We start from the raw sequence: 21462 nt of genomic DNA on the forward strand, positions 1-21462 counted from the left end.
GTCGAGGAGTAAGAGAGCCCCATGTGGGGCTCTCTTATGGTTGGAATTTGCTCTTTTCACCCAATGATGCGGCAAATAGCTTCGACTCATAGGCTGGCACACCATCTATTGGACGCAGCAATTTTAGGGTTTCAAGCGCTTCTTGGATGCTTCCATTAGACTTCTTGTGAAGATAGTGGCGATGCAGTGTCCTGCCACCTCGATTTCCAGGTGAGTCGAGATGGCCAGTGATGCTCTCGATCTGCTCAATTGTCGCTCCTTGCTCGTAAAGCACGCTCACGAAGGTGTGCCTAAAAGCATGAAAGACAACACCGGATGGGAAACCCTTGATTTTCAGGTATCTCGAAAAGGGTGGGGTAAGGCTATGCGAGTAACCAAGCACTTGCCGTCTGCCGTTCTTGACGGAAATGCCCGCAGACAAGTGAGGAAATAGACGTGCATGCCCGGTTACACGCACGTCTTCAAGATAGTCTTTCAGGCCGAGAGCGATGAGCTCGGGTGACACCGGAATGGTTCGGGCTGAGGATTTTGTCTTCAACTTTTGGCTAACTGTATCCAGCGGAAGACCGTCCTCTCCTATATCTTTGCTGACGCGAATATGGATGCACAAGACGCCCCGGACAGTCTCAAAATCACTAAGTTTGAGCTGCGCAATTTCATTAATGCGAGCCCCTGTGTAGTAGCTTAGGAGTGGCGGCCAGTAGCGATGTGGTCTGCCTTTCGCCCAGCGCAAATATGCCTTAGCGTTGAATATGCTACCAAGTTCAGCTTCCGAATAATAACGCTCTTCAATCGGACCAACGTGTCCATTGACTCGGAGGGATATGCCTGCAAGAGGAGAATATTTAAGTTTTCTCTGGCGAACAAGCTTGCTAAAGAATTTATTGAGCTTGGCCATGTGGTTGTTCACTGTATGACCAGACGGTTCGTCCAGGCCCAGCGATTTGCCATGGTCAATAATTTGTTTTACCGAAAGGCCGCGATAGGCCGCTTTAAGATTGGCTTTGGCTGGCCACCACCTAATTCCGTCTTTGAAGGCATGAATGTCGTCCTGATTGATATCCGCAATTCTTTTATTTCCAATAATCCCTAAGAGCAATTTGAGGGTGTGATGCGTGGTAGTTATGTTTTGAGGCGTGTCTCTGTCAAGATGCATCCCCGTGATGAACTTGTCTATTTCTATCGACAGTGGACCTACGTCCATTTCCCCATCTGGATTTGAGGACGGGACTGCTGTATATCCTTTCTTGTGCGCTTGATCAAAAAGCTCTCGGAGCGTTCTTCTAAATTCGTGGGCAGCATTAGGCCCCTCGAATTGAATATTGTCTATGGTCAATGGCCCGACCGTGATTTTTCCGGTGGAGCATCTGTTGACGTCTTGGCTGATGCTGTTGGAGCTGTCCTCGTTCATCTGGAGAACCTAACGTGAAGTCGTATCCTGTCAATCTGGTTGGCAAAATAAATAAATAATATAGATGCGCGCCGTAAATCGCATCTGTTTCGAGGGGTTCTAATAAATTAGCAAAAATCCGAAACCCTATGCGCTGCAAGCATCTTTGCAGTGTTACGTTGTTTGCGCCTGATCTATAGGAAAATCCGATCAGTGGAGCTTGTCCCCGTTCTCCACCCGACCAAGGGCCGCGTCGAGACCTTCATCGTCGATAGAAAAGTCTAAGAACCTCAGCAGCTCAGCGGTGATCTCCATCGTGATCGTGCCGTCGTTGTTTGTATATTTCTCGATGGCGAGGTCCACCAAAGATCTTCGGAAGCCCGGATCTGTCAGTAATTCTTTCCACTCTTCTTCGGTTATGCGGTCGTTTTCCATAACCGATTAATAGTCCAGAATCAGCGCTAGTCAAGGGCATCACAATCCCGGAATGGCCAAAGCGCTTAAATTGTGGCGATTCTAAACGAGTCGCTTGGATTCCTTTTCAGAATCGACCTTCCCCAAAATATAAAAGCCCCAAGAGGGGCTTCTATAATTCAACGTAGTGCCTTCCTCAACTCCGGCTCGCCAAGCTTCAAGTGTCGTTGATGGCTTGGTTAAAAATTTCATACCACCGGTTCATCTCGCTTTCGCTACTGAATTGGATGGTCCAGACCGGATGATCCAAATCGCGAACACTGACTGTGATCGTCCCCTCCTGCTTCGACTTATGCCAGTGCTTCTCCCAAGAACGCACATCCATGAAGGGATAGATCTTCACTGCCTTGCCAGCACGGATCTTCAACCTGGACCGCTCGACGGAGAACGCCAAGCCGCCTTGCCCACCAAAGTAGGAGCGTTCAAAGTCCCGACCAAAGTTCTCCCGCTGGCTACGGAACTGGAAGGTCCGATTGACGGCAATGACGACCAGCACCGCTGCGCACAGGACAAGCAGAAGGAGAAAGGTGCCAACAGTCATTGACGCTCCTGGTGCGAGGCGGGGGTCGGGGTGGGCGAGCCGGTCACTGCACTCGCCCAGTGATCTTCCAAGTGTCACCGACTTCGGTGAACGTGTAGACGCCATCCATCTCGTGGCCGAAGTCTCGTTGCATGGCTTCAACCTGACTCGACACCGCACAGTTGTAGCTGGGGGTGCCCTCGGCCTTGACGCACTTGCCGCTTTCAAAATCCCCGATCTTTGCCTTGTCGTTGCTGTTGTCTTTGACGTATTGCAAGAATGCGTTCTGACGGTCGTCATGGGACGGGCCGCCACCGGAGCAGGCAGCCAGAGAGACGATCAGCGCGCCAATGACGGCAAGGCGAGACTTCAACATGACGGGTCCTTTGAGAGGGGGTGGGCAGTGCAAGACCGGGTTGCTACAGGGCGTAGAGTACGATAAACGTAGGCTACGGGCAACGTAATTTACGAGCAACGTAGCTTACGTTCATCCTTGGGGCATGAATGCTCCCAACGCCCGCAGTGCCCGAGAAATTTTCGCCCTCCGTATGAAAAAGCTGAGGCGCGATCTCGGGATTAGTCAGAAGACACTAGGAGTGGCGATGGGACTGCCAGAGGACGTTGCAGGCGTTCGGATCAACCGATACGAGCGGGCTGTGCACGATTGCGATACGGAGACGGCCCAGAAGATGGCCAAGGCGCTGGGCGTGTCATTGGCTTATCTCTATGCAGAGACAGATGAGCTTGCTGAGCTCATCAAGGAATTCACATCGCTGTCGAGTGGGGAACAAAAGGAAATTCTTGATGCGATTCGGGGGAAAACACTGAAATAGCCTGATGTAGAAATATCACCAAACCACTTGCTCGTGTAAAAGATTACGCAGTGAATCAGAAGGTTCAAGAATAGGCGTCGCTGGCAAACCGTTCGACTTCAGAAATCATTGACTCGACATCGCTGGGTTTAAACTCCTCAGGCTTACCATGTGCTGCGCTGTTTCTGACGCCAGCCAAAAATGTGATCTTCTTTTGGACAAGCGAGTTGTACTGGCCAGCCTTGACTAAGTCAGCGTTCATTTTGTCTAACTTGCCATGCGCAATTCCTTGGGCATCACAGAGGCTTCTGAGCGTCGTTTCCAGCACAATTCCTGCCACCACAGCCGCAGCGGTATGGTAGCCAGACGCTAGCAACTCCCTCGCTTGGTCCAGCTCTGAGTCGGCAATTTCGGCTTGAACCAAATGGCGCACTGACACCAAATAGCCCCCTTCGAAATCCTCTTTCGCGGCCATGAATACAGCTCGAACCCGCTTGTATATTGTGAAGTTGCTTTCATAAATGCCAGGAGTTTCAGCCTTGGCGAAGGATTCGTAGTGCTCCGATTCTTTCCCGCACGCAGTCGAGAGCAAATTTCGCGCTTTAACGAGCCACCCGAGGAGCAGATCTGCATCGACCTCCTCATAGCTACCAGTATATTCCGAATGCTGGGACTGCCTAGTGGAGCCGATACGGTCGAGCTGCTCAACCAACTCGCCAAATCTTGCTTGCAACTTCTTCACCATAAAAAATTCCTCCTATATTTACCTGAGATATTTAGCAAGCCAAGACGTAAGTCAATTCGGAATCTTTCAATCATTTGGCAACGCCTTCCATTGTTCTGGTAAGGCATCCTTGTTGAGAACCCAAGCCAGATGCTCGCTCATTGTTGCGTTCCAAGCAAGCACAAATTCTACAAGTGGAGCGCATGGTGAGATTCTAGGTGACAACAGTCCAGCGTTCTCTCCGATAAAGTTGTTTGTGTAAAATCTCAAAAAAAGGAGAGGTAAGAGCGCACTTATGGATTTTGCTCCGCAAATTCCGTGCGCATCGCTTTGCGATGAAAAGCAGTGGGCTTCGCACGGCGTTACTTTTGCAGTGGTAACGAAAATGTTGCGCAATCCCTGTGATTTTTCTCACGATAAAAAACGGCTCTGGGGGCTAGACAAGAGATTTCCAGCACTTTTGATCAATCCTTCATTTAACTGAATGGGCGACAAAATTGGCTATATATCACACAAGTATGAAATCGTTTGGACGCGGCAAAGGGGAGTCTTCGGTCGCAGCAGCTGCTTATCGGGCTGGCCTCCACCTCATCGACTCACGGACATCGATCCGATACGACTACTCGAAACGCTCCGGCGTAGCGTCCCACCACATGCTCGCACCCAGGCATGCACCCGATTGGTGTCTCGATCCACATTTATTTTGGGACATCAACGAGTCTCACGAAACCAGAGCAAACGCACGCGTTGCCCGAGAGGTAGAGATTGCTTTGCCTGCCGAACTCGATGAAGGGCAGCGCCAGATCTTGGCATTAGCGTTGGGTCAAATGCTCGTAGACCGCTATCAAGTTGCAGTGCTTGTTGCGATCCATCACCCAAGCGGACAAGGCGATCAGCGCAACCATCATGTCCACCTTCTTCTATCTGCTAGAACGATCACAGACGAAGGCCTAGGCGGACGGGCTTGTCTGGAATTTGATGCCAAACAGGGTGGAGGCGCAAAGGCCATTCGTGGCTTGCGCAAAGTCGTTGGTGAAGTGATCAATGAGCATCTGAGAAGATGCGGGGCATCGGCCAAGGTCGATCATCGTTCATTGCGAGCACAAGCTGCGGATGCTGCATTCCGTGGTGACTTTGAGCGAGCACATGAGCTGACCCGTCAACCCACCAAGCACTTGGGAAAAAGCCAGGTCGCTATGGTGAGAAAGACGAAGTTGTCGACGAAGATCACCGGCCCAGAGGCCGAGGTGAAGAAGCTGACGCTTGACCTGATTTCAGCCATGTTTGACAAAGCAACGCACGAAGCACCCCAAGGTCATAGTCACGGAGCAGCACTGCGTGACCGTCTGAGAGAGAGAAGATCAAGGGCTTGTGCTGGGCAAAATAATTCGGAGATCAGGTTCTCTCCAATAGGGCACGTGACTCCGGGTCCCGTTGGCCGTCCAAAACATCCCCTTGGCCCAAGAGTCCGTCAGTCGGCTCCAAATCTCACTCGACATCTCAGCCGGACCGCTCGATTGGCTCGCTCGCACGGTCGCGATGCAGAAGTGCTCAATGCCGAGGCCAAGCTCATTGAGAAGTGGCTCGACGTCCAGCGCCAGGCGGCTGAGGACTCACTTGATCTGCTTCGAACGATACCAGGCATCGAAGTGGAGCCGTCCTTCCAAGAGGCCTACGATGTGCTCGTATGTCGTTCGCCAGGAGACTACTCCGGAAAGCCGTTCCTGTTCGAGGACACGGAAGCGTTAGCAAAATCCGTCATGCGCTATGCATGCATGATCGCAAGGCCACACAGAGCCCGCATAGCGCTCCTTATGGCAACAGCAAAGCTCTCTGAACATGACGATGATCCGAACTCACCAGAAGCAGCTCGGGCGCGGCAGATATACCAACGGAAGAAATATTTGGTGTCTAAGCGCATCTTGCAAGTTCAGGTGCGAAGGACCGCATATGCAAGGCTAACGATGAGGGACGCATGCGAAAATTTGAAAAAGTATTTTAAGGTGGCGACAAGAGGTCCGAGTCTACCTCCGGATAGCCAGGACGACCAGGTCGATAACTCTGCGGCAGGCAGTTGGCAACTTAGGTTTCGCAACCCACGCCTTTGAGGGGTAGTGAGGAAGGGCGTCCCTTGGGAGAAGGCTGATATCCTCTAAGCCAGAATTCGCAGCAATATTTCGGAAACCAGCATAGTTTTGCTGGTTTTCCGGCATCAGTCTATGGCTTCACTTGTTTCTATGTCCACAATCTCCTGACGATATGGCCACAAAATAAGGCGCAAAATAGTCCACCACAGCATGATGATGGCCGTCGATGCCAATTCATCGTCCTTGATAAGCCCATGTCCATAGCGATTGCGGAGGTTGTGACCAGCCTTGTGGGTAAGGATCGCTTTTAGCTCCAACGCCAAATCAGGGAAAAGCACCTCCGAAACGTCTGGATGATCCAGTAGTTCATTCAAGGGCTTTTCCTCTTCTCCGTGCTCTTTTACTGAAATAGTATTGATATTGAGGCGCTTGAAAGCCGCTCGAATAAATGGCTCTGCTTGTGGGATGAGAAAAACTGCCGCCTCGCGCCAATTATGATCTAGCCCCGCTAATAGTCCGCGAGACAAAGACCAATGGTGACCTTCTGGCACACAAGGCGAGGCACGGACAATGGTCATGATGTCGTTGAACGACGGCTCAAAGCTATGGCGTAAAATATTGATAGAACGAACAATGGCAACATCTGCCAAAAGTGTATGGTGGACCTCGCACAAGGTCTGAACCATGTGTCGCTCCATACTTACTTGGTCGCTGATATCAAGAGGCGCTGACCGAACGATTGGAACACCTTCCGCATTGTAGGTAACGCGTGGGAAGAGTTGCTGGAATACGTTTCTCTCGTTTGACTCGACAACTTCTTTTCTAATGCCTTCTGCCGATTTAAATTGGGAAAAGGCAAATGCAACTTGCAATAGCGCTTGCGGGAAAGTTTTAGCATTCACTCTTTGGTTTACATGTTCGATGATCTCACTGACATCGAATGGGTGGCTAATCACATGCATCTCACCTTGGATCGATTGACGCACATCTGCGAGCTCGATTTGCAGTTTTTGAATAGTGGGTCGATCTCCGCCATGGCGGCGTAGGATTGCAATGCCCTCGCTCATCCATTCGGCCCGTGCCATAGCCTGACTAGGTTGCCTCGATTTTTCGATCAAAGCTTCGCCTGATTTTAAGTAGCAGGCTCTGGATCGTGCATCATTTTTTGCCGCATTCCAAAGACGTGCCGCATGGTTGAACGCACGCGAAGCGAAATCCAGAGCACTGGGGTCGGGGTCGCTGCACCAACTCTCAGCTAATTCTTCCAGTTTCGTCGCATGCAAAGATGCTAAGTCAGGTCGTCTTTGGATGATCTCTTCTGCCAATGGGAAGAGAATTCCCAAGAGGCGCTTTTCAAGCGCGGTATTAAAGGCTGACTGAGTTGTTGTCCAGAGGTCGGCTTGAAAGACTGGATCCTTCTTAGCGTAGACCCAGCCCAATTGCAGCGCTCTTTGAAGATACTTGACCGCGTCCATCGCTCGGACCGGCTCGGTGCCGTCAATGAACTTCTTGGCCTCTTCCAAGTAGGCGTGCGCTGCGACTGGGCCAATCCTCCATTCCGGCACACCGAGCTCACGTCCAGCGACACAAGCGACGTCTGCAATGCGCGCTCGGAGCCAGGAACTTGAACAATTGTCGGCCATTTCGTAAAGGAATTTGACATCTTGTTGGTCAAGATGCTCTGGCATCGCCGTGCTCTTATTACCATCTCGCATCAATGCGGTGAACGGCTTCGATGTCGTTCCCGTCAGGTGCATGGAAATGACGGCAGCCAGGAGTTGAAGTAGACCCGCCTTAGCCAATTCGCCCTGGCCTTCGAAGGCTTTCGCTCGCTCCCGAACCGCTAAGACCGCCCCGTAGCGATGCATTGTCCAGTCATGATCGCGAAGCTCACCCTCCCAATCAAAGTCCGCTAGCGCTTCCTCTGGAATTCGGCGTCTAATGATTCCAGATGTTTCAACGGCGGTAATGTTTTCGGATGCTAGTTCGTTTTCTTCGGGAGATGCTTGATTAGCTTCGTTGGACATCATTGTCTTCTCCAAATTCCGTTTAATTTCTAAAATTTGAAAGGCGTGTGATCTTCAATCCGTAATTTACTGCGCTGAGTCCACCAGGCTGAGAGCCAAGCCCATGAAGCTTTTCTGCATTGGTGAACTCTCTGCTGTAAGTCGCATGATGCTCGTCATCGAGCTCATGCCCAACGATCTGAGCCCTCAGTTCCGAGGGCACACCCGCGCCTTGCATCTCTTGAATCAGTGTTTTGCGCAAAGAGTGGAAGCCACGCCTTGCCTTGGGCCAGTTCTTCCCCACCTCCGCGACATGACGACTGAATGCTTTACTGATCCAGTTGCCAGCGCCATTGGTTGCATTGGCTTTGGCTTGTGGGAAAAGCCGGTCATGGCCCTTGGATCGAAGTTCTTCGGTCCATTCCCAGAAACCAAGCTTCAAAAGGTCGGGGTGAATGGGGACAGTTCGAAGACTCGATTCCGTTTTGACCTTTTGGAACTCACCTTCATCATTGATGCGGATGCAAACAATGTCGCCATCTTTGAAGACGTCAGAGAGCAGAAGTTGGCCAACTTCCGAGCCTCTTGCTCCCGTGTAGAGTCCAATCAATGCTGCCCACCTCGCACTAGGTGAAAGCTTTTCAAAATTACTTGGGTCAAAAAGCGCCTGGATCTGGCGCAAGTCATACGCCTTGAAGCCCAACTTACGCCGAACCCGTTTTTCGCGAACAGAATAGGTGATGTGGCCACTGGCTGGGTTGTCGCCTTGCGGGTAGTAGCCCGAGGCCATGCACCACTCGAAAAAACCGCCCTTGCCGCCAATGTAACTTTGCTTATTGGTCAGCGTAGGGGTCGAAGCACCACCTTCCCGCATGTGCTGATACCAGCGGGCCAAGTCGGGTCGCTTGATCGTGTGGACCTTGGTTTTTTCACCGATGTATTTGACGAAGAAGTCGATGGCAGACTTCTTGATCACATACGTCTTCGGAAGCGTTGTCGCCTTCAACGATGCAAGCCAACCCTCTCGGGCTTTGCGCAGCGAGATGACTTCGGCCACTTTGGCTTGTGCTTCCGGCTGGCGAACAAGATCTAGGGGAAGAGCGCCAATGCCCGCTACTTCCGAAGCACCGTTCCAGACCTGGGCCTTTCGAAAGAGCCGAACGTCTTCGTCGTTGTCGATCTGCCAGCGCTCACTGACGGTCCCATCAGGCGCTTGGGTGCGATGGAGCGTCAGATCTTGCCGACCCGTTTCCTTGGTCAAACGCTCGATGAGCGCGTCCACATCCTTAGTAGTGATCTGGTCCATCGGCAGTCCCCTAACTGCATCGAAGACCTGAGCATAACGCGACGCCAAGATGATCGCCTTCAACTGGGCTTGGCGCAGAACCGTGGTTCGCAGACTTCGCTTGATGATCGTCCGGCCAAGCCTAGCTTGGAGGTCGGACGGGACTCGCTGCCGGAAGGACCAACGGCCAGCGGGGGAGCGGATGAGATGGTGGGGAATTCGCATCGGGTTGTGTCCCGATTTGTGTCCCGCCGAAGGTCACCCCAGAAAAGCAAAACCCCCTGATAAATCAGGGGGTTTGCATTGATCTGGCGGAGAGAGGGGGATTCGAACCCCCGAAGCGCGGTTTAGACGCTTACACACTTTCCAGGCGTGCTCCTTCAACCACTCGGACACCTCTCCGGATCCCTGCCATCGGCAAACGCCTCAGCAGGGGCGCAGATTCTAGCGGGCTGCGCGGCACTTCACAAGCACCCCGGCCAGGAACCCGCGAAAGATGTGCCGGAGGCGAGGGGGGCTGGACAGGCATGGCACAATGGAACATCCGATGGAAAACGGTGGCCTGATGTCCTATCTCGTCCTTGCCCGCAAGTGGCGTCCAAAGCGTTTTGCCGAGCTGGTGGGCCAGGAACACGTGGTCCGTGCGCTCAGCAACGCACTGGACAGCGGCCGGGTCCACCATGCGTTCCTGTTCACCGGCACCCGCGGCGTGGGCAAGACCACCATCGCGCGCATCTTCGCCAAGTCGCTGAACTGCGAACAGGGCACCAGTGCCGATCCCTGCGGCCAGTGTGCAGCCTGCCTGGATATCGACGCCGGCCGCTACATCGACCTGCTGGAAATCGACGCCGCGTCCAACACCGGCGTGGACGACGTGCGCGAGGTGATCGAGAACGCGCAGTACATGCCTTCGCGTGGCAAGTACAAGGTCTACCTGATCGACGAAGTGCACATGCTGTCCAAGGCGGCGTTCAACGCGCTGCTGAAGACGCTGGAAGAGCCGCCGGAGCACGTGAAGTTCCTGCTGGCCACCACCGATCCGCAGAAGCTGCCGGTCACCGTGCTCAGCCGCTGCCTGCAGTTCAACCTCAAGCGCCTGGACGAGGACCAGATCCAGGGCCAGATGACCCGCATCCTGGCGGCCGAGGAGATCGAGGCCGACGGCAGTGCCATCGTGCAGCTGGCCAAGGCCGCTGATGGCAGCCTGCGGGATGGCCTGTCGCTGCTGGACCAGGCGATTGCCTATGCCGGCGGCGCGCTGCGCGAGGACGTGGTGCGTACCATGCTGGGCACGGTCGACCGCACCCAGGTGGCGGCGATGCTCGATGCGCTGGCTAACGGCGATGGCCCGCGCCTGCTGCAGGTGGTGGCCGCGCTGGCCGAATTCTCGCCGGACTGGAGTGGCGTGCTGGAAGCGCTGGCCGAAGGCCTGCACCGCATCCAGGTGCAGCAGCTGGTACCGGGTGCGGCCGTTGCCGAAGGCCTGGATGCCGCCGCATTCGCCGAGCGCCTGCGCCCGGAAGTGGTGCAGCTCTGGTACCAGATGGCCTTGAACGGCCGTCGTGACCTGCCGATGGCGCCGAGCCCGCGCGCGGGCTTCGAGATGGCCGTGCTGCGCATGCTGGCGTTCCGCCCGGCCGCGGCGGTCCCGCCGGTGCCGAAGTCGGTGGAGGGGGCAGGCAATGCGCCGGGTGGCAATGCTGCCGGTGGTGGCACCGGTGCGGGTACCCACGAAGCGACGCCGGCGACTGCCGCTGCTTCGGCAAGCCCGGCCGTGGTCGCGCAGGTGGCCGCTCCGGTGCAGGCCGCGCCGCGCGAACCTGAACCCGAACCTGAGCCGGCCCCGCAACCCGAACCGGACCCGACGCCGGAGCCCGAGCCGGTTCCGGTGGAAGAGCCGGTGTCACCGCCGCCGGTGAAGGCCGAAGCAGCGGCGCCGCCGTCCGTTGAAACAGAAGCGGGCGACGACCTGCCGCCGTGGGCCACCGACGAAGCCGAGGCACGTGACGAGGCGCTGGCGGCCGAGATGGCTGGGCCGGAAGCTGCCATGGTGGCGCCCTGGCATGAGCCGCCGGCTCCCGTCGCGGCTCCCAGCGAGCCTGCACCGCCCGCACGCCCGTTCCGCACGGAAGGCATTGCCATCGCGCCGGTCGAGCCGGCGCCAGTGCAGGAGAACGCGCCGCTGGAAGGTGTCAGCGACCTGGCCAGCGCCGAGGACTGGCTGGATCTGGTCGCCAACAGTGGCCTGAGCGGCCCGTCGCGGCAGCTGGCCGCCAACGCCGCCTTCATCAGTTGCCAGCACGGGACCTTGAAACTGGGCCTTTCGCCCGGATTTGAATACCTGCGCTCGGAGCGCGCGCTGGCCGCCCTGGGCGAGATGCTGGAGAAGGCCCTCGGCCAGGCGCCGAAGATCGTGGTCGAGACCGTGGAAACCGAACACGTTCCGGCCGAGACCCTGCACCAGCGTGCCGACCGCCAGCGTAGTGAGCGGCAGCAGGTGGCAGAGGCCGTTTTCATGGACGACCCGGAAGTGCAGGTGCTGATCCAACAGCACGGTGCCCGGGTTGTTTCCGATTCCATCCGTTCTTTTGACGAGTAAGACACCATGCGCGGAAACATCGCACAACTGATGCAGCAGGCCCAGAAAATGCAGGAAAACCTGCAGAAGGCCCAGGAAGAAATCGCCAAGATCGAAGTGACCGGCAGCGCCGGCGGCGGCATGGTCAGCGTGACCCTGACCGGTGCCAAGGAATGCCGCAAGGTGCGCATCGACCCGTCGCTGACCAGCGACCCGGAGATGCTGGAAGACCTGATCGCCGCCGCCTTCAATGATGCCTCGAACAAGATCGATGCCGAGTCGAAGTCGAAGATGGGGTCGGCCACCGCCGGCATGCAGCTGCCGCCGGGCATGAAGCTGCCGTTCTGATTTCCCAGGGGGCGCCTGCCGCTGCAGGTGCCCGCTCCAACCCTCGGTCGAGCATGGCTCGACTCTACAGACAGCTGTCGAGCGTGCTCGACGCCATGAAAGCATGCCGCCGTGTCCGCACCCCTGCTTGAACAATTGATCGACGCATTGCGGGTGCTGCCTGGCGTCGGCCAGAAGACTGCACAGCGCATGGCCTATCACCTGCTCGAGCGCGAGCGCGAAGGTGGCCAGCGTCTGGCCGAGACACTGGCATTGGCGGTGGAGCGAATCGGCCACTGCGTGCAGTGCCGCGATTTCAGCGAAACTGAGCTGTGCCCGACCTGTGCCAACGGCAGCCGCGAGCGCAGCCAGCTGTGCGTGGTCGAATCGCCGGCCGACCGCCTGGCCATCGAGAACGCCACCGGCTTCCGCGGTGTCTACTTCGTGCTGCAGGGGCGGCTGTCGCCGCTCGATGGCATCGGCCCGCGCGAGCTGGGCCTGGAGCAATTGGAGCGACGGTTGGCCGAAGGCGAGGTGCAGGAGCTGATCATCGCCACCAGCGCCACTGTCGAGGGCGAGGCCACCGCGCACTACCTGGCGCAGCTGGCGCGCGCACGCAAGGTGCAGCCGAGCCGTTTGGCGCAGGGCCTGCCACTTGGCGGTGAACTCGAATACGTCGATCGCGGCACGCTCTCGCACGCGTTCGGAACGCGCAGCGAATTCCGCGATTGAATGCCGGCCGGGCATCCCCCGGCGCGGCCGGCCTACAATGCGGATGACATCCCCGCCGAGGCCGACCATGAGCAACGAAACCCTCTTCAGCAAGATCATCCGTCGCGAGATCCCGGCCACCATCGTCTACGAGGATGACGAGGTGCTGGGCTTCAAGGACATCGCACCGCAGGCACCGGTGCACGTGCTGTTCATTCCGAAGAACGAGATCATTCCGACCCTGGATGACCTGCAGCCGTCGCAGGCGCACCTGATCGGCAAGCTGGCGCTGGCTGCCGCCGAGTACGCGCGCCGCGAGGGCTTCGCACAGGACGGCTACCGCATCGTGATGAACTGCCGCGAGCATGCCGGGCAGACCGTGTTCCATATCCACATGCACCTGCTGGCCGGTGCGCCGCTGGGGCATTTCGGTGCGCCTGGGCGTTGAAGCCCCTGTCCACGCCATGCGCGGATGAAAAAGGCCGCCCGAGGGCGGCCTTTTCCGTCATGCCTGTGCGGTGACGATCACCACCAGCCCCAGCGACCATAGCCGCCCCAGTACGGACCATACGGGCCCGGGCCCCACGGGCCATAGGGGTAGGGCACCACGTCGACCTGGCGCTGTTCCGGCCACAGGTAGATCACATCGGCCGACAGCTTGGGCAGGCGGTAGTCGTACTCGCCGATGCGGGTGTTCTGGTAGCCGTCGATCTTGCCGATGAAGGTCACGTCACGACCGGCTTCGAACACGGCCGGGTCGTAGAAGCCGGCACGGCAGGCGATGAAACGACCGTCGCTGGCGTCGGACGAGGTGGTGTTCGGGCGGCCACTGCCATTGAGCGGGCGCGAGATGATCTGGAAGCAGGTCTCGCCCTGGCCGGGCTTGGTTTCGATGATGCGACCGCCCCAACGGACCGGCGTGCCGACCTGCTGGGTAGCGACCGAGTCGCGCGGGGAGACCAGGCTGAACTGTCCCTGCAGCGGCTTGGGGGCCGTGGCGCAGGCCGACAGGGCCAGCGTGGCCACAGCGGTGAGAAGGAACTTGGTGTTCATGGGGAGGCTCCGGAAGTCGGGCGATGCCTGCGCAGGTCCCGCAATAATGAAGCGAGGTCGGTGCAAGTTCCAGCGTAGCGCGCGTCGGCGAAACGCTGGCTGAGTGCGAGCAGGGCCGGGTCAGGGCGCTGCCGGTGCACCCGCTGGGCCCAGTCCTGTGCGGTTTCGTGCGGTTCACGGGCCAGGCCGAGGCGGGCGTAGCGCCGTCCGAGCCGGTGCCAGGCGCGCAGCAGCGGGTCGCGTTCGCGCTCGCCACGGGCCAGCAGCCAGGCCATCCACGCCAAGGCCAGCATCGTTGCCACCACGAAGCCAGCGACAAGTTGCGTGGGGCCCAGATCATCCAGCCCGAACGGCGTGAGCAGTTGCTGCTGGCGGCGTGCATCGAACGAGAGCACCAGGTCGTTCCAGCCGCGGCGCAGCCAGTCGCCCATCTGCCCCAGCTGCTGCCAGCGTTGCTGCAGTGGCGTGTCCGTACCGGCCTGCAGGCGGTCGTCCAGTGTGTCCAGGATGCGTTCCGGTGCCACGGCTGCGGTCGGGTCAACCCGTACCCAGCCGCGCTGCGGCAGCCATACCTCGGCCCAGGCATGGGCGTCCATCCGCCGCACGATCCAGTAGTCGCCAAGGCGGTTGTAGGTGCCACCGGCAAAGCCGGTCACCACCCGTGCCGGGACGCCGGCATTGCGCATCAACACCACGAAGGCCGAGCTGAAGTGTTCACAGAAGCCGGCCTTGTAGCCGAACAGGAACTCGTCGATCGGGTCGCGCCCTGCCGCAGGGGTGTCCAGCGTGTACGAGAAGTCGGTGGTGATCCACTGCAGCGCGCGGCGCACGATGGCCTCGTCATCGCTGCCAGCCTGCTGCCGCCATTGCTGCGCCAACGTGGCGGTGCGCGGGTTGAAGCCACTGGGCAACTGCAGCGCGGCCCGTCGCAGATAGGGTGACAGCGTGCTGTCGAAGCGTTGTGGTGGCGCCGAATGCAACCGCCAGCGGCTCAGCGACGCCAGTGACCGCTCGCTGCTCAGGCTCATGTCCGCATCCAGCGTGCTGCCTGCAGGCGCGCGGCTGGGCAGGTCCAGTGCCACCAGCTGGCGGCGGTCGGTGGGTTCGTAGTCGATCTGGTAGTCCCAGCCCTGCGTGCCGGCCTCGACCACGGCCGCCGGCCGTCGCTCGCTGGCGCGGTCACGTGTCCAGCGCCGGCCATCGAAGGCGGTCAGTACCGGTCCTCGCCAGTAGCGTTGCATCGGCTCGGGTACCGCGCCGAAGAACTGCACGCGCAGCGCCGGGGCATCGTCGGCCATCAGGTCCAGCCACTGGCCGGGCTCCATGCTGTCGGACAACCCCGGCGTACCCACGGCGCGCTCGGGAACACCCCACAGTGGCGTGGCCAGGCGCGGGAACAGCCAGAAGCAGGCCAATGCCAGCGGCAGGCCGATCGCCAGCAGGCGGCCAACGCCGCGCAGCTGCCCTCGCAAGGGCAGCGGCGCGGCGTGGCCTTCATCCCCGGCCAGCCGTTGCAGGGCGAGCAGCGCGCTGATCCCCGCCAGTGCGGCCAACACCGTGGTCAGTGGTCCTTGGTCGAGCAGGAACGCCGCAAACGGGGAAAACAGCGCGAACCCGAGCAGGCTGCGGGCATCGCGCCGGCTGCGCAGTTCGCTGGACTTGATCGCCAGCATCGCTGCCAGCAGGGCGCAACCGGTATCGCGCCCAGGTCGGACCATCCCCATCTGCCAGGCGATGGCACCGAGCATGGCCAGCACCAGCAGCAGGCGCACCGGCATGGGCAGCACCTTCCGCCACGACAGGACCGCAGTCACGAGCGCTGCGGCCGCGATCACGCCCGCCAGCAGGGGCGGCAACTGCAGCAGCAACGGCAACAGCGCCAACGCCGCGCTGGCCAGGGTCCAGTTGCGGGCATTGCGGTCGAGCGCGGGCGTGGTCTCAGTCATGCGGCATCAATGCCAGTGCACGCAGGCACAGGTGGTGGTGGCTGGCGCCCTGGCCTGGCCCGAACGGCGGGTGTGCAGGCAGCAGCAGGGTGTAGCGGCGGCCTTCGCGCTCGGCCATGTCGACCCATCGCGCCAAACGCGCGATGCGTGCTTCATGGCCCAGCGGGGACAGCGTGCGCCAATCGAGGATGACTTCGATGCCAACCGGCTTTTCGTACTCGCGCACCAGCAGGCTGTCGCGGCGTGCCGAGTGCTTCCACGAAATGCTGCGTGGCGCATCGCCCGCACGATAGGGCCGTAGCTGATGCAGTTCCTCGCCACTGGCATGGGCGCGCGTGTGCAGCGGATCGTTGCCGCTTTCCGGCAGTGCAGGGGCCAGCGCCTCGGGTTGCGGATAGACCAGCAGCGGTTGTTCCGGCCACACCCACGACCATGCCCGCACCAGGCCCAGTGGCTGGGTGGTGGAGAGGCGGATGCGCGGGAGCTCCAGCCAGCCGCGGCGTTCGCTGGGAACGTGCAGCTCCACTTCACCGCGGCCGTGTGCAGGCAGCGAGGTCCAGGCTTCGCTGTCACCCAGCTGCAGGTGCAGGCCGTGGCGTGCGCGCGGATCACGCAGTGACAGGTCCACGCGCAGGCGCAGTGGTTGCCCGGCAGGAACCGGCTCGGCGGAGATCGCGTCGATCTGTACGCCGGACAGCTGCAGGTGCGCGGCGATGGCGCTGGCGATCGCCGCTGCCGCCAGCAGCAGGGCCAGCAGCAACGCCGGGTTGTTGTTGTAGTTCAGTGCGCCCAGCAGCATTGCCGCCAGCAGCGCGGCGACGAACAGGCCGAAACGGGTGGGCAGCACGTAGATGCGATGGCGGTCCAGGCGCTGCGGCAGTGCTTCAGGCCTGCGCGGGCGTGCCAGCAGTTGCAGTCGTGCCCAGCGCGTGGCCACCCTCAATCCACCGCAACGGTCTGCAGGATGGCCCGTGCCAGTGCCGGCCCCGAGCTGGACTCGGCTTCGGCCACGAGGCGATGACCGGCCACCGCCACGAACAGGGTCTGCACGTCCTCGGGCACCACGTGGCCGCGGCCCAGCAGAAGTGCATGCGCCCTGGCCGCGCGCAGCAGCGCAAGGCCGGCACGCGGTGACAGGCCCACGCGCACGCCGGCGTGCTGGCGGCTGCGGGTCAGCAGGGCCTGCACGTAGTCGACCAGTGCATCGCTGGCATGGACCTGGCTGACGGCTTCACGCAGCGCGCGTACCTGGGTGTCATCCAGCTTCGGTACGGCACGTGCGATCAGGTCGCGGCGGTCTGTACCACGCAGCAGTTCGCGTTCGGCCTGCGCACTGGGGTAGCCCATCGCCAGGCGCAGCAGGAAACGATCCAGCTGCGAATCCGGCAGCGGGAAGGTACCGGACAGGTCCACCGGGTTCTGCGTGGCGATCACGAAGAACGGATCGGGCAGGGGATGGGTCTGCCCATCCAGGGTGACCTGCTGTTCGGCCATCGCCTCCAGCAGCGCGCTCTGCGTGCGCGGCGGCGCACGGTTGATCTCATCGGCCAGCAGCACGTGGGTGAACACCGGCCCCGGGTGGAACTGGAACTGGCGGCTGCCGGCCTCGTATACCGAAACGCCCAGTACATCGGCGGGCAGCAGGTCGGAGGTGAACTGCACGCGCTGGAAACTGAGGCCCAGGCTGCTGGCCAACGCATGCGCCAGCGTGGTCTTGCCCAGGCCGGGCAGATCCTCGATCAGCAGATGGCCACCGGAAAGCAGGGCGACGAAAGCCAGCCTGACTTCCGGCACCTTGCCCAGCACCAGTGCGTTTACCTGATCCTGTGCCTCCCGCAGGGCCTGGCGCAGTTGATCGGTTAGCATGCTGGGATTGGGGGACGAGGCTGGCATGATCGTCTCAGGTCTGGAATCCATTCGATTATCCATAGAGCAATGCAGGGCGAACAGCGCGCGCGGACAATATTTCTCTGGTTATGGACGCTGGTCACAGCGGCCAAGCTGGTAGTGGCTGCGCGGCTACCACTGTTTGTTGACGAGGCGTTCTATTGGCAGGAAGGCCAGCATCTGGCCGCTGCGTATTCGGACCTTCCCGGACTGACCGCGTGGTTGGCGCGCCTGGGTGTGGAGATCGGTGGCCACCATGTGCTCGCGTTGCGCCTGCCGTTCCTGGCCATCGGCGCGCTGCTGCCGTTGCTGGTGGTGCGCACGGCCACGCGCTGGTTCGGCAATGTGGCCGGTTGGCAAGCGGGCAGCCTCACGCTGTTGATGCCGTTGTCGGCGACGCTGGGCCTGCTGGCGGTGCCGGATGTGCCCATGGCACTGGCCGCGGTGATCTGCCTGCACGCCGGTGCGCGGCTGCTGCACAACGTTGATGCATCGTCGGCGATGAAGCTTGCGCTGGGCCTGTCGATCGGTGCGCTCAGTCACTACCGTTTCATCGGTGTCATCGGCGTTGGCTTCATCGCGTTGCTGGCGCTGCCGCAGGGGCGGCGCATGCTGGCCGATCCGCGCGTATGGGTCGCGCTGGCGGTGGGCGTGCTGGCGTGGCTGCCGTTGCTGGCATGGAACGCGGACAACCACGACGCCGGCCTGAAGTTCCAGGTGGTCGAGCGCCATCCCTGGACGTTCGAATGGAACGGGCTGTGGTTCCTGGTGATCCAGCCCATGCTGGTCACCCCGATCCTGTGCATGGCGATGTGGAAGGTGGCGCTGGCCGGTACCCGCAGGGGCGGCGGCACGCGCGTGCAGTGGCGCTACTTCGGCCTGGTCGGGGGCGTATCCACGCTGGGCATCTTCCTGCTGGGCTTCTTCACCGACGTCGAGCGGATCAGTTTCCATTGGCCGCTGCCGGGCTACCTGGCCCTGCTGGTGGCGGTGCCGGTGGTGCTCAACGGCTGGCCACGCTGGCTGCGGCGCACCGGCTGGTGGCTGGCGGGCGCAGGCATGGTGCTGGCGTTCGGCTATTACCTGATGGCCTCCACGCCTGCGTTGCGTGAGCAGCTGGCAGGCAGCAAGTACCACCCGCGCAATTTCGCTGGCTGGCAGCCGTTGGCGATGGCGGTGCGCGAAGAGTTGCAGCAGATGCCGGCGGGCACGCGGGTGCTGGCGGGGAACTTCAAGGTTGGCGCCGAGCTGGGCTTCCAGCTCGGCAATGGCGATATCGAAGTGCTGCCGCATCCGCTCAACGACAAGCATGGGCGCACCGCGCAGCTGGCGCAGTGGGAACTGCTGCATGAGGGCAAGCGCTCGACGCCGATGCTGCTGGTGCTTTCACCCAGCGACCAGCGTTACCGCGATCTGCTGGCGCGCTATCACGCCATCTGCGGACAGGTGGGGCCGTTGCCGGCGCCGCGGGTGGTCAGCAGTGACCATGGCTTCCAGCGTTTCCTGCTGTTCCGGCTGCCGGCGCAGCGCGCGCCCGGGGCGTGCGTGACTCCGGCAATGGCGTGGCTGGATACTCCTTCCAACGGCGAAAAGGTGTCTGGCACGCTGGCGATCAAGGGATGGGCGTTCAAGGATGGTGTCGGCCTGGCACGGGTTGAGGTGCTGGTCGATGGCCGCTCGATGGGGGATGCGCGCTATGGCCGCGCATTCGACGTGCGCCAGACCTGGCCGGACAGCACCGATCCGCGGCATCCGGCGGTGGGCTTCGATGCTTCATTGGACACGAGCACGCTGGCGCCGGGACGACATTGGCTGGGCCTGCGCCTGCACGGTCGCGATGGCAGCGTAGAGGAATGGCAGGAGCAGCCGTTCGAGGTTCGCGGGCGCTGAGGCGGAGCGCGGTCCAGGTGGTCGCGCGCCAGGTTGGTTGCGTGCTCCAGGTTGGTCGGGTGCTCCAGGTTGGTCGGGGGCTCCACGCTGGTAGAGTCGACTGTTAGTCGACTGCTCTTCCAGCCGCCGGCAAAACCCCGCGCTGGGCGCGATGGTCGACTGACAGTCGACGTTACCCGGCTCAGGTCCTACCCGGCCCATGTCCGGCCTGTTTCCGCGATCGGTGCCGGCAGTCAGTGTGTCGCCTTCAGGGCACCGCGAACCCTGCCTGGCGCAGCAACCCGCACAGCGCGATCAGCGGCAGGCCGATCAGCGCGGTCGGGTCGCGGTTGTCGATCGCTTCGAACAGGCTGATGCCCAGACCCTCGCACTTGAAGCTGCCGGCACAGTCCAGGGGCTGTTCGGTGGCCACGTAGCGTGCGATCTCCTCCTGGCCCAGCGCGCGGAAACGGACCTCGGTCAGATCCACGGCACTGAATGATTCTCCGTCTCGCGTGAGACTGATGGCGGTATGGAAGCGTACTGTCTGCCCGGACATCGCCGCCAGCTGCGCGCAGGCCGCCCCGGCCGTGCCCGGTTTACCCAGCGGCCGCCCGTTCAGGTCCGCCACCTGGTCCGAGCCGATCACCCAGGCGCCGGGGTGGCGGGCGGCGACTTCGGTTGCCTTGGCCGTGGCAAGGCGCGTTGCAAGGGCCAGCGGCGTCTCACCGTTCAACGGGGTTTCATCCACCTCCGGGCGCGCGCAGTCGAAGGGCAGGCCCAGCCGCTGCAGCAACTCGCGGCGGTAGCGGGAGGTGGAGGCCAGGACCAGTGACATGCGAGAATACCGGGGCAGGGTGCGGCAGTCTGGCCTGTGCGCAGCGCCAGCAGCAAGTGCTGTATGGCGGGCATTTGACAGCAGCCCCCCCGATCCTTAGTATTCAGCGGCTTATGTCCGCGAACGTGCCCGAATCGCTGGATGCTTGGCGGATGGTCGTAGCGCGAAGGCGCTTCGACGGCCAGGTCTCCCTGGCTGAATTGACCCGCCTGCAGGGGCTGGTCGCAGATACCGACGGCGAGTGTTCCTACTCGCTTGAATTCGGTCGCGACGAAGTCCTGCGGGTATCCTATGTGGAACTGACCATCGACACCGCGTTGCCGCTGACCTGTCAGCGCAGCATGCAGCGATTCCTGTTGCCGGTGAAGGTGACCCAGAGGCTTGGCCTGATCCGCGACGAGGACGAGGAATCGTCCCTGCCGGAGGAGTACGAGGCGTTGCTGGTGCCGGAAGACGGCCAGCTGCGTCCGCTGGACCTGGTCGAAGACGAGTTGGTGCTGGCGGTGCCGGTGGTTCCACTGTCGCCCGACGGTGAAGCAGTCGACAAGGACTGGGCGCCGAGCGAAGAAGAAACAAAGAAGGCCAATCCGTTCGCGGCATTGGCGGCATTGAAGAAACAATAGCAGCCGGATTGTCGTCGGCGGCTGCGGCGAAAGCGAAAGTGTGCTGGGCGCTGGCGTCCTGCGCGACGATACGACGAAGCAAAACGAACCGAGTTTGGAGCAATCCCATGGCTGTGCAGAAATCCCGTGTTACCCCGTCCCGCCGCGGCCAGCGCCGTTCGCATGACGCCCTGAGCGCCAAGCAGCTGTCGACCGACCCGACCACCGGCGAAGTGCACCTGCGTCACCACATCACTGCCGACGGTTTCTACCGCGGCAAGAAGGTCATCCAGACCAAGACCTCGGCCGTCGAAGAAGATTGATGTGCCGGGAAGGCCGCTGCCCCCGGGCAG

21 protein-coding genes and 1 tRNA gene are annotated in these 21462 nt (G+C 60.6%); 9 read left to right on the plus strand and 13 right to left on the minus strand.

The features are described from left to right. Positions 1-34: 34 nt before the first annotated feature. From AC5P7E_RS12840 to AC5P7E_RS12855, 4 genes are all read right to left on the minus strand, one after another. Positions 35-1411 (minus strand): site-specific integrase, encoded by a 1377-nt coding sequence (locus AC5P7E_RS12840; protein WP_329761653.1) that lies wholly within the window; start codon positions 1409-1411, stop codon positions 35-37. Between the two features lie 189 nt (positions 1412-1600). Then, the gene (locus AC5P7E_RS12845) at positions 1601-1825 is read right to left on the minus strand and encodes a hypothetical protein (RefSeq protein ID WP_329761652.1); all 225 of its coding nucleotides are present in this window, start codon (positions 1823-1825) and stop codon (positions 1601-1603) included. Positions 1826-2021: 196 nt separating this feature from the next. Next, positions 2022-2405: a hypothetical protein gene (locus AC5P7E_RS12850; protein ID WP_329761651.1), complete on the minus strand. Its 384-nt coding sequence runs from the start codon at positions 2403-2405 to the stop codon at positions 2022-2024. 43 nt (positions 2406-2448) lie between these two features. Next, on the minus strand, positions 2449-2760 hold the full coding sequence (locus tag AC5P7E_RS12855) for a hypothetical protein (RefSeq protein WP_329761650.1): 312 nt from the start codon (positions 2758-2760) through the stop codon (positions 2449-2451). A gap of 172 nt (positions 2761-2932) precedes the next feature. Here AC5P7E_RS12855 and AC5P7E_RS12860 point away from each other — a divergent pair, with 172 nt between their 5' ends. Then, positions 2933-3217, plus strand: coding sequence for a helix-turn-helix domain-containing protein (locus AC5P7E_RS12860; RefSeq protein WP_329761661.1), 285 nt, complete (start codon positions 2933-2935; stop codon positions 3215-3217). Positions 3218-3281: 64 nt separating this feature from the next. On the opposite strand, the gene AC5P7E_RS12865 is transcribed toward AC5P7E_RS12860, so the two are convergent. Continuing rightward, entirely contained in the window at positions 3282-3938 is a 657-nt protein-coding gene (locus AC5P7E_RS12865) for a hypothetical protein (protein WP_495222847.1), read from the minus strand. A gap of 500 nt (positions 3939-4438) precedes the next feature. On the opposite strand from AC5P7E_RS12865, the gene AC5P7E_RS12870 reads away from it, so the two are divergent. Beyond that, the gene (locus tag AC5P7E_RS12870; RefSeq protein WP_329761648.1) at positions 4439-6028 is read left to right on the plus strand and encodes a MobA/MobL family protein; all 1590 of its coding nucleotides are present in this window, start codon (positions 4439-4441) and stop codon (positions 6026-6028) included. A 104-nt stretch (positions 6029-6132) separates the two neighbouring features. On the opposite strand, the gene AC5P7E_RS12875 is transcribed toward AC5P7E_RS12870, so the two are convergent. The 3 genes from AC5P7E_RS12875 to AC5P7E_RS12885 form a co-directional block, all read right to left on the minus strand. Continuing rightward, the gene (locus tag AC5P7E_RS12875) at positions 6133-8034 is read right to left on the minus strand and encodes a DUF7380 domain-containing protein (RefSeq protein ID WP_329761647.1); all 1902 of its coding nucleotides are present in this window, start codon (positions 8032-8034) and stop codon (positions 6133-6135) included. Between the two features lie 22 nt (positions 8035-8056). Continuing rightward, complete coding sequence (locus tag AC5P7E_RS12880) at positions 8057-9523, minus strand: site-specific integrase (protein ID WP_329761646.1); 1467 nt, start codon at positions 9521-9523, stop codon at positions 8057-8059. A gap of 84 nt (positions 9524-9607) precedes the next feature. Then, a tRNA-Ser gene (locus tag AC5P7E_RS12885) sits at positions 9608-9700 on the minus strand. Between the two features lie 163 nt (positions 9701-9863). Between AC5P7E_RS12885 and dnaX the strand changes: the two genes are divergently transcribed. The 4 genes from dnaX to AC5P7E_RS12905 all read left to right on the plus strand — a co-directional run bounded on the left by dnaX (position 9864) and on the right by AC5P7E_RS12905 (position 13362). Next, positions 9864-11897: a DNA polymerase III subunit gamma/tau gene (dnaX, locus tag AC5P7E_RS12890; protein ID WP_185805982.1), complete on the plus strand. Its 2034-nt coding sequence runs from the start codon at positions 9864-9866 to the stop codon at positions 11895-11897. Positions 11898-11903: 6 nt separating this feature from the next. Beyond that, on the plus strand, positions 11904-12224 hold the full coding sequence (locus AC5P7E_RS12895; RefSeq protein ID WP_005408298.1) for a YbaB/EbfC family nucleoid-associated protein: 321 nt from the start codon (positions 11904-11906) through the stop codon (positions 12222-12224). Between the two features lie 111 nt (positions 12225-12335). After that, complete coding sequence (gene recR, locus AC5P7E_RS12900; RefSeq protein ID WP_005408299.1) at positions 12336-12935, plus strand: recombination mediator RecR; 600 nt, start codon at positions 12336-12338, stop codon at positions 12933-12935. 67 nt (positions 12936-13002) lie between these two features. Next, the gene (locus tag AC5P7E_RS12905; RefSeq protein WP_005408300.1) at positions 13003-13362 is read left to right on the plus strand and encodes a histidine triad nucleotide-binding protein; all 360 of its coding nucleotides are present in this window, start codon (positions 13003-13005) and stop codon (positions 13360-13362) included. A 77-nt stretch (positions 13363-13439) separates the two neighbouring features. On the opposite strand, the gene AC5P7E_RS12910 is transcribed toward AC5P7E_RS12905, so the two are convergent. From AC5P7E_RS12910 to AC5P7E_RS12925, 4 genes are read right to left on the minus strand one after another with little or no spacing between them, the layout of a single operon-like run. Then, entirely contained in the window at positions 13440-13967 is a 528-nt protein-coding gene (locus tag AC5P7E_RS12910; protein ID WP_005408301.1) for a Slp family lipoprotein, read from the minus strand. Beyond that, a complete protein-coding gene (locus AC5P7E_RS12915; RefSeq protein ID WP_012479283.1) occupies positions 13964-15913 on the minus strand; it encodes a transglutaminase TgpA family protein in 1950 nt (649 codons plus the stop codon). Before AC5P7E_RS12915 ends, AC5P7E_RS12910 begins: the two co-directional genes overlap by 4 nt. Next, positions 15906-16850: a DUF58 domain-containing protein gene (locus AC5P7E_RS12920; protein WP_043033683.1), complete on the minus strand. Its 945-nt coding sequence runs from the start codon at positions 16848-16850 to the stop codon at positions 15906-15908. The genes AC5P7E_RS12915 and AC5P7E_RS12920 overlap by 8 nt, the downstream gene beginning before the upstream one ends. Positions 16851-16852: 2 nt before the next feature. After that, a complete protein-coding gene (locus tag AC5P7E_RS12925) occupies positions 16853-17806 on the minus strand; it encodes an AAA family ATPase (RefSeq protein ID WP_005408304.1) in 954 nt (317 codons plus the stop codon). 42 nt (positions 17807-17848) lie between these two features. Here AC5P7E_RS12925 and AC5P7E_RS12930 point away from each other — a divergent pair, with 42 nt between their 5' ends. Further along, positions 17849-19690 carry a glycosyltransferase family 39 protein gene (locus tag AC5P7E_RS12930; RefSeq protein WP_111193435.1) on the plus strand — a complete coding sequence of 614 codons (1842 nt, stop codon included), beginning with the start codon at positions 17849-17851 and terminating at the stop codon, positions 19688-19690. 247 nt (positions 19691-19937) lie between these two features. On the opposite strand, the gene AC5P7E_RS12935 is transcribed toward AC5P7E_RS12930, so the two are convergent. Beyond that, positions 19938-20507 (minus strand): Maf family protein, encoded by a 570-nt coding sequence (locus AC5P7E_RS12935; protein WP_012479286.1) that lies wholly within the window; start codon positions 20505-20507, stop codon positions 19938-19940. A 113-nt stretch (positions 20508-20620) separates the two neighbouring features. Between AC5P7E_RS12935 and AC5P7E_RS12940 the strand changes: the two genes are divergently transcribed. Further along, positions 20621-21130: a YceD family protein gene (locus tag AC5P7E_RS12940; RefSeq protein WP_012479287.1), complete on the plus strand. Its 510-nt coding sequence runs from the start codon at positions 20621-20623 to the stop codon at positions 21128-21130. Between the two features lie 107 nt (positions 21131-21237). Continuing rightward, positions 21238-21432 (plus strand): 50S ribosomal protein L32, encoded by a 195-nt coding sequence (gene rpmF / locus AC5P7E_RS12945; RefSeq protein WP_005408308.1) that lies wholly within the window; start codon positions 21238-21240, stop codon positions 21430-21432. The last annotated feature ends 30 nt before the right edge of the window (positions 21433-21462 follow it).

The sequence above is a fragment of the Stenotrophomonas sp. YJH_SMC_25 genome (assembly GCF_059369595.1).